This is a genomic window from Afipia sp. MLSD5-FHT05B12 (genome assembly GCF_058793355.1).
Window position 1 is genome coordinate 36232 of the sequence record NZ_JBXAFS010000028.1, and the last position, 7107, is coordinate 43338.

A 7107-nucleotide genomic window follows, 5' to 3' on the forward strand; every position below is an offset into this window, starting at 1 on the left:
CATGGCCGCGAACGGCAAGAGCGCGCCCGGCGCGAACGGTCAAGCCTATCCGATCGAAGACCACACCTTTGACGTGATCGTTGTCGGCGCCGGCGGCGCCGGGCTGCGCGCGGTGGTCGGCTGCTCGGAGGCGGGGCTGCGCACCGCCTGCATCACCAAGGTTTTCCCGACGCGCTCGCACACGGTGGCGGCGCAGGGCGGCATCTCCGCCTCGCTCGGCAACATGCACAAGGATGACTGGCGCTGGCACATGTACGACACCGTCAAGGGGTCGGACTGGCTGGGAGATCAGGACTCCATCGAATACATGGTGCGCCACGCGCCCGACGCGGTCTACGAGCTGGAGCACTGGGGCGTGCCGTTCTCGCGCACCGAGGACGGCAAGATCTACCAGCGCCCGTTCGGCGGCATGACGCTGGACTACGGCAAGGGCCAGGCCCAGCGCACCTGCGCCGCCGCCGACCGCACCGGCCACGCCATGCTGCACACCATGTACGGCCAGGCGCTGCGCCATTCGGCGGAGTTCTTCATCGAGTTCTTCGCCATCGACCTCATCATGGACGATCAGGGCGTCTGCCGCGGCGTGATCGCGATGAAGCTCGACGACGGCACGATTCACCGCTTCCGGGCGCAGACCACCATTCTCGCCACCGGCGGCTACGGACGCATCTATTATTCCTGCACCGGCGCCCACACCCAGACCGGTGACGGCAGCGCGATGGCGCTGCGCGCCGGCCTGCCGCTGCAGGACATGGAGTTCGTCCAGTTCCATCCGACCGGCATCTACGGCGCCGGCTGCCTCGTCACCGAGGGCGCGCGCGGCGAAGGCGGCTATCTCGTCAACTCCGAGGGCGAACGCTTCATGGAGCGCTATGCGCCCTCCGCGAAGGATCTCGCCTCGCGCGACGTGGTCTCCCGCGCCATGACCATTGAAATCCGCGAGGGCCGCGGCGTCGGCAAGAACAAGGATCACATCTTCCTTCATCTCGACCACCTCGATCCGAAGATGCTGCACGAGCGCCTGCCGGGCATTTCGGAATCGGCGAAAATCTTCGCCAGCGTCGATGTGACCCGCGAGCCGATCCCGATCGTGCCGACGGCGCATTACAACATGGGCGGCATTCCGACCAACTTCCACGGCGAAGTGGTCACCAAGAAGGGCGGCGACGACAACGCGGTGGTGCCTGGCCTGATGGCGGTGGGCGAAGCCGCCTGCGTGTCGGTGCATGGCGCCAACCGGCTCGGCTCCAACTCGCTGATCGACCTCGTGGTGTTCGGCCGCGCCGCGGCGCTGCGCTGCGCCGAGAAGCTGACGCCGAACGCCTCGCAGCCCGACCTGCCGGCCAACTCCGCCGACATGTCGCTCGGCCGCCTCGACAGATATCGCTACGCCTCCGGCGGCACCCCGACCGCGAAGCTGCGCGACAACATGCAGCGCGTGATGCAGAACAACTGCGCGGTGTTCCGTACCGGCGACGTGCTCAAGGAAGGCCAGGAGCTGATCCACAAGGTCCACGGCGGCCTCGGCGACATCGCCGTCACCGACCATTCGCTGGTGTGGAACTCGGACCTGATGGAAACCCTCGAATACGACAACCTGATCGTACAGGCGGTGGTGACGATGGATTCCGCGGCCAACCGCACCGAGAGCCGCGGCGCGCACGCCCGCGAGGATTTCGCCGAGCGCGACGACAAGAACTGGATGAAGCACACCCTGGCGTGGCTTGACGACAAGGGCAACACGACCCTCGATTACCGTCCGGTGCATGACTACACCATGACCAACGACGTGCAGTACATTCCGCCGAAGGCGCGCGTGTATTGATAAAAGATTTTCCCCGGACGCGGCGCGGCACGCAGTGCCGCTCCGCTGATCCAGGGCCGTAACGGTCCCGGTTCTGCGCCCGGGACAAGGATGCAGGGAAAAGCAATGGTTCAGTTCACACTGCCGAAGAATTCCACCATCAGCGGCGGCAAGGAATGGCCGAAACCGGCCGGCGCGACCGAGCTGCGTGAGTTCAAGGTCTATCGCTGGAATCCGGACGACGGCAAAAACCCCGGCATCGATACGTATTACGTGAACACCCACGATTGCGGGCCGATGATTCTCGACGCGCTGATCTGGATCAAGAACAACGTCGACCCGACGCTGACCTTCCGCCGCTCCTGCCGCGAAGGCGTCTGCGGTTCCTGCGCCATGAACATCGACGGCCAGAACACGCTGGCCTGCACCCGCGCCATGGACGAGGTCGAGGCCGGTCCGATCAAGGTCAATCCGCTGCCGCATCAGCCGGTGGTGAAGGATCTCGTGCCGGATCTGACCAACTTTTATGCGCAGTACGCCTCGATCGAGCCGTGGCTGCACACCACGACCGCGACCCCGCAGAAGGAATGGCGGCAGTCGCCGGAAGACCGCGCCAAGCTCGACGGTCTCTACGAGTGCATTCTGTGCGCCTGCTGCTCGACCTCGTGCCCGAGCTACTGGTGGAACAGCGATCGCTTCCTCGGCCCGGCTGCGCTGTTGGCCGCCGACCGCTGGGTGAAGGATTCGCGCGACGAGGCCACCGGCGAGCGCCTCGACAATCTGGAAGATCCGTTCCGGCTCTATCGCTGCCACACCATCATGAACTGCGCCAAGGCGTGCCCGAAGGGTCTCAACCCGTCGGAAGCCATCGCCGATCTCAAGGCCAAGATGGTTGAACGGCAGGTCTGAGCCTGACGGTTCATCTCCACTAAACCTGGACTGAAGCGCCCGCGTCATGCGGGCGTTTTTATGTGCCAACTCGCATATTTTGTATTTATCTGAATTGACGCATAAAGTTATTTTATGCGATAACTCCGATATTGATAAATTATCGGAGTTGGCGCATAATATCGCGTCTGGAGGATGCCGATGACCGATGTTGCGCGCACACCGAACCAGCTTGGCAGTGTCATCCGCCGTGCCCGCAAGAAGCGCGGGCTGAATCAATCGCAACTCGGGGACCTTGCCGACCTCCGTCAGGAGACCATCTCGCTGATTGAGATGGGGTATCCGGCCGCCAAGCTGGAGACCTTGCTGTCCATTCTGGCCGCGCTCGATCTCGAACTTCGGGTCGCGCCGCGCGGCAAGGACAGCGAACTGGATCTTGAGGACATCTTCTGATGCCCCGGCGGCCCAGCCATCCACCGCTGCGTGTCCTGTTGAATAACCGCCTCGTCGGCCACCTGCGCAAGGACGCAGGCGGCGCGATCACCTTCCGTTACGATCAGGGCTGGCTGGACTGGGAGCATGTGCTGCCGATATCGCTCTCCATGCCTTTGCGCGAGGACAGCTTCCGCGGCGCGACCGTTGCTGCCGTGTTCGACAATCTGCTGCCGGATTCTGACGCGATCCGCAGACGCGTCGCCGAGAAAGTCGGCGCGGCCGGCACGGATGCTTACAGCCTGCTCTCCGCCATCGGCCATGATTGCGTCGGCGCCCTGCAATTCATCGCGCATGACAGCGAGCCGGACAACAACAAGCCCGCCGCCGCGCTCACCGGAGAAGATGTGGATGACGAGGCCATTGAAAAGCTGCTCAAGGGTCTCATCCAGGCTCCCCTCGGCCTCTCCCGCGACGACGGCTTCCGGATTTCCGTCGCGGGCGCGCAGGAGAAAACCGCCCTCCTTCGACACAACGACAAATGGCTCAAACCGCATGGCACCACGCCCACCACGCATATTCTGAAGCCGCGGATCGGCGAATTGCCGAACGGAATCGATCTCTCCAACAGTATCGAGAACGAGTTCTACTGCCTCAGACTGGCTGCCGCCTTCGGCCTGCCGGTCAACACGGCCACGATCACAACATTCGGCGGCACCAAGGCCCTCGTGATCGAGCGCTTCGACCGGCGGTGGACGCGCGATGGACGGCTGCTCCGCGTGCCGCAGGAAGATTGCTGTCAGGCACTGTCCATTCCCCCGACCCGGAAATACCAGAGCGACGGAGGACCGGACCTCAAATCCCTGCTGAATCTGCTCAAGGGCAGTGACGATCCCGCCGCCGATCGCGCCACTCTCTTCAAGGCGCAGATCCTGTTCTGGCTGATCGGCGCGACCGATGGGCACGGCAAGAATTTCAGCATCTTTCTCGGCCCGGGCGGACGTTATCGCCTGACGCCGCTCTACGATATCCTGACCGCGCAACCCAGCCTCGATGCCGGACAGATCCAGCTCAAGCAGATGAAGCTTGCGATGTCCGTCGGCAACAAGAATCACTACCGGATCGACGAGATCGCCGGGCGTCACTTCGTGCAGACCGGAGAAGCCGCGGACCTGCCGAAATCTCTCATGCGCAATTGCGTTGAGACCATGATCGGCAACACCGTTCATGCCTTGAACCGCGTGGAAAGCGAACTGCCGCCGGATTTCCCGGACGCGATCCATCAATCCGTCAAGACCGCGATCACGAAACGACTTGAGACACTGAAGGCTTCGATGCCGGACTTAAGCTGAAGAACGGCACGTCCTTTTCAATCGACGCAACTGCGACCTTCCGGTGTTGCCTCGATGTCAGGTCAACGATCTGCCGCCCTTCCTGAAAAGCCTGAAATAGCTCAGGAAAGAGATCCCGCCGGATCGGCCTTGAAACGGCGGAACAGGTGCGCGATGACTGGCGCATGAGCGACGATCAGAAGCCTTTCGGCACCTATGCCCCCAACGCCCTGCAACGCGCGGTGATCGCCGCCGCCCACGGCTCCGGGCTCAAACGCGGCGCGTTCCGGCCATGGCTGTCGCGCATTGTCCATCTGCTCGGCTCCGGGCCGATTGATACCACCTATCAGGGCGCGTCGTTCCGGCTGCATCATCTGGCGAGCGGCACCGAACGCGGCGCGCTGTTCAATCCCGATTACAATTTGCCGGAACTGGATTTCCTGCGCGAACACGCACGCTCCGGCTGCACCTTCGTCGATGTCGGCGCCAATGTCGGCACCTATGCGGTGGCGCTGGCAAAGTATGTCGGCGCAAATGGCCGCGTCATCGCCATCGAGCCGCATCCGGTGAGCAATGCGCGGCTCGCCTTCAACGCGAGCGCCTCGAAGCTGACCAATCTCACGCTGGTGAAAGCCGCCGCCGGCGACACCGAAGGAGAACTGATGATCGAGACCGATGGCGACAATCTCGGTGCCAGCCATATTTCCGAGACCGGCGGCACCAAGGTCGCCGCGCATCGGCTGCTCACCATCCTGCGCGACGCCGGCGTGACGCAGATCGACGCACTCAAGATCGACGTCGAAGGTTATGAGGACCGCGTGCTGACGCCGTTCTTCCGTGAAGCACCGGAATCGCTGTGGCCGCGCGCCGTTGCCATCGAGCATCTCGAGCGCAAGGAATGGCTGCACGATTGCATCAAGGACATGACCGGCCTCGGCTACGGCATCGCCGGCAAGACGCGCAGCAATACACTGCTGGTGCGGAGATAATTGCAAAAATCCTTCGAGCCTCCCCGCGGAAGAGGGGCTGGATTCGACAGGCCAACCGTCGTTATTTGAACGCGGGCAGCACGAAGATCCCGATACTAACCGCCATCGCCGCGGCGAACGCCATTGAGCGTGCGGCAGGCTGATTGAAGATGTACAACAGCGCGTGCGCGATCCGCAGCACGATGTAGAGCACCGCGAGCACGTTCACCATATACACCGGCGCGCCCATGGTGAGCGCGATCACCACCGCGACCGCGAAGAACGGGAATGTTTCGAGCGCGTTCAGATGCGCGGCGTAGGCCCGCCGGTTTCTCGGCGGAAAGTTATCGTAATCCTCGCGCGGATAACGGTTGTCGCTCTCGACACCGGACTTGGCGTATTTGCCCAGCGCATAGGGCAGCAGCGCGGCGATCAGGACGCACCAGTAGGCGAGCGGCATCGGAAGTCCCCCGGACATTTGTTCCGGCAATCTCCGTGGCTTCACGTCCCGCTGTCAATATGCGGAACTCGCCACGTCCGCGCTGTCCGCAACGGAACATCGTTTTCCTCCGATCGTTGCCTCGAACAACGCGACGAGCTGCGGATCGGCGCTCGCGGCGAAAATCGTCGGAGAAATCGTCGTTGTCATGCTGCCGACATGGAACGAACGGACGCGGCACGCCGCCGTGACTGTGATCGTCCTGACATTGGCGAGAACCGAAAGGCCGCGATGTGATGCAAGATCAAATTCCCGGCGAGCCGGAAGAGATCCCACCGCCGACGCCACGGACGCCGACCGAACCTCCGGCAGAAAATCCGCCCGGCAATCCACGCCCCGAAGTGCCGCCGCCGATGCACGATCCGGTGGAGCCGGACCCGCCGCGCGAACTCCCTCCGAACGCGCCCGACGAAGCACCGGTGCGAACGCCGCGGCGATGATCCGCGGCGATGCGTATGATGCACCGCACCTGCGCCTGGCACATACGCGTTTTGCAGCGGCAGATTCGCAGCGTATCTTAACGTCCATTCATTCTCGGCGAACCGATTCGCCGTGCGACATGAAATAGTTCATCCTGTTTTGGCTTCGCCACATTACCGCCTAATCACTATCCACTGATCGCAGTTCACTTCGTTGCGACGGGCGACAGCTTTACCGCTGCTTCACTTTCTTCACACCCCAGAGGCACCATGAAGAACATTCGACTCATTCTGCTGACGACGACGGCGATCGCTGCCATTCAGCTTTCGCAAGCACCGGCTCACGCCGAAGCGTCGTCATTCGTCGTCGCGCAGGCGCAAGCTCCCGAGGACGGGAAGGCTCCGCCGAAAGCTCCGCCAAAGGCCGCACCGCCCGCGCCTCCGAAGGCTGCACCAGCACCGCCGCCTGCGCCTCCGAGAGCTGCGCCGCCTCCGCCACCTGCACCACCGAAGGCCGCTCCACCTCCGCCACCCGCTCCGCCGCGAGCAGCTCCACCTCCGCCGCCGGCACCACCACGCGCCGCACCTCCGCCACCGCCTGCGCCGCCGAAGGCTGCACCGCCTCCACCACCCGCACCACCGAAGGCAGCGCCTCCACCGCCTCCTCCGGCTGCACCCAAGGCTGCGCCTCCGCCGCCACCCGCGGCACCGAAAGCTGCGCCTCCTCCGCCGCCACCTGCGGCAGCTCCGAAGGCCGCGCCGACAC

At 63.7% G+C, this 7107-nt stretch carries 7 protein-coding genes and 1 pseudogene; 6 read left to right on the forward strand and 2 right to left on the reverse strand.

Going from position 1 to position 7107, the window contains the following annotated elements:
- The first annotated feature begins 1 nt into the window (after position 1).
- The 5 genes from sdhA to AC1Q6J_RS21890 all read left to right on the forward strand — a co-directional run bounded on the left by sdhA (position 2) and on the right by AC1Q6J_RS21890 (position 5444).
- Positions 2-1825, forward strand: a complete 1824-nt coding sequence (sdhA, locus tag AC1Q6J_RS21870; protein WP_492281254.1) for a succinate dehydrogenase flavoprotein subunit — start codon at positions 2-4, stop codon at positions 1823-1825.
- A 105-nt stretch (positions 1826-1930) separates the two neighbouring features.
- The gene (locus AC1Q6J_RS21875; RefSeq protein WP_006023450.1) at positions 1931-2713 is read left to right on the forward strand and encodes a succinate dehydrogenase iron-sulfur subunit; all 783 of its coding nucleotides are present in this window, start codon (positions 1931-1933) and stop codon (positions 2711-2713) included.
- Between the two features lie 180 nt (positions 2714-2893).
- Positions 2894-3145: a helix-turn-helix domain-containing protein gene (locus AC1Q6J_RS21880; protein WP_492281255.1), complete on the forward strand. Its 252-nt coding sequence runs from the start codon at positions 2894-2896 to the stop codon at positions 3143-3145.
- The gene (locus AC1Q6J_RS21885) at positions 3145-4476 is read left to right on the forward strand and encodes a type II toxin-antitoxin system HipA family toxin (RefSeq protein ID WP_492281256.1); all 1332 of its coding nucleotides are present in this window, start codon (positions 3145-3147) and stop codon (positions 4474-4476) included. Before AC1Q6J_RS21880 ends, AC1Q6J_RS21885 begins: the two co-directional genes overlap by 1 nt.
- 164 nt (positions 4477-4640) lie before the next feature.
- Positions 4641-5444 (forward strand): FkbM family methyltransferase, encoded by an 804-nt coding sequence (locus AC1Q6J_RS21890; protein ID WP_492281257.1) that lies wholly within the window; start codon positions 4641-4643, stop codon positions 5442-5444.
- Positions 5445-5505: 61 nt separating this feature from the next.
- On the opposite strand, the gene AC1Q6J_RS21895 is transcribed toward AC1Q6J_RS21890, so the two are convergent.
- Positions 5506-5883, reverse strand: a complete 378-nt coding sequence (locus tag AC1Q6J_RS21895) for an MAPEG family protein (protein WP_492281261.1) — start codon at positions 5881-5883, stop codon at positions 5506-5508.
- A gap of 275 nt (positions 5884-6158) precedes the next feature.
- On the opposite strand from AC1Q6J_RS21895, the gene AC1Q6J_RS21900 reads away from it, so the two are divergent.
- Positions 6159-6362, forward strand: a complete 204-nt coding sequence (locus tag AC1Q6J_RS21900) for a hypothetical protein (RefSeq protein WP_492281258.1) — start codon at positions 6159-6161, stop codon at positions 6360-6362.
- A 265-nt stretch (positions 6363-6627) separates the two neighbouring features.
- Here AC1Q6J_RS21900 and AC1Q6J_RS21905 read toward each other — a convergent pair.
- Positions 6628-7107: pseudogene (locus tag AC1Q6J_RS21905) on the reverse strand (hypothetical protein); the annotation flags it as partial.

Excerpts from the sequence above, each read along its gene's own strand:
- sdhA (WP_492281254.1), top strand. The coding sequence starts at position 2 with ATGGCCGCGAACGGCAAGAGCGCGCCCGGCGCGAACGGTCAAGCCTAT.
- AC1Q6J_RS21875 (WP_006023450.1), top strand. The coding sequence starts at position 1,931 with ATGGTTCAGTTCACACTGCCGAAGAATTCCACCATCAGCGGCGGCAAG.
- AC1Q6J_RS21880 (WP_492281255.1), top strand. The coding sequence starts at position 2,894 with ATGACCGATGTTGCGCGCACACCGAACCAGCTTGGCAGTGTCATCCGC.
- AC1Q6J_RS21885 (WP_492281256.1), top strand. The coding sequence starts at position 3,145 with ATGCCCCGGCGGCCCAGCCATCCACCGCTGCGTGTCCTGTTGAATAAC.
- AC1Q6J_RS21890 (WP_492281257.1), top strand. The coding sequence starts at position 4,641 with ATGAGCGACGATCAGAAGCCTTTCGGCACCTATGCCCCCAACGCCCTG.
- AC1Q6J_RS21895 (WP_492281261.1), bottom strand. The coding sequence starts at position 5,883 with ATGCCGCTCGCCTACTGGTGCGTCCTGATCGCCGCGCTGCTGCCCTAT.
- AC1Q6J_RS21900 (WP_492281258.1), top strand. The coding sequence starts at position 6,159 with ATGCAAGATCAAATTCCCGGCGAGCCGGAAGAGATCCCACCGCCGACG.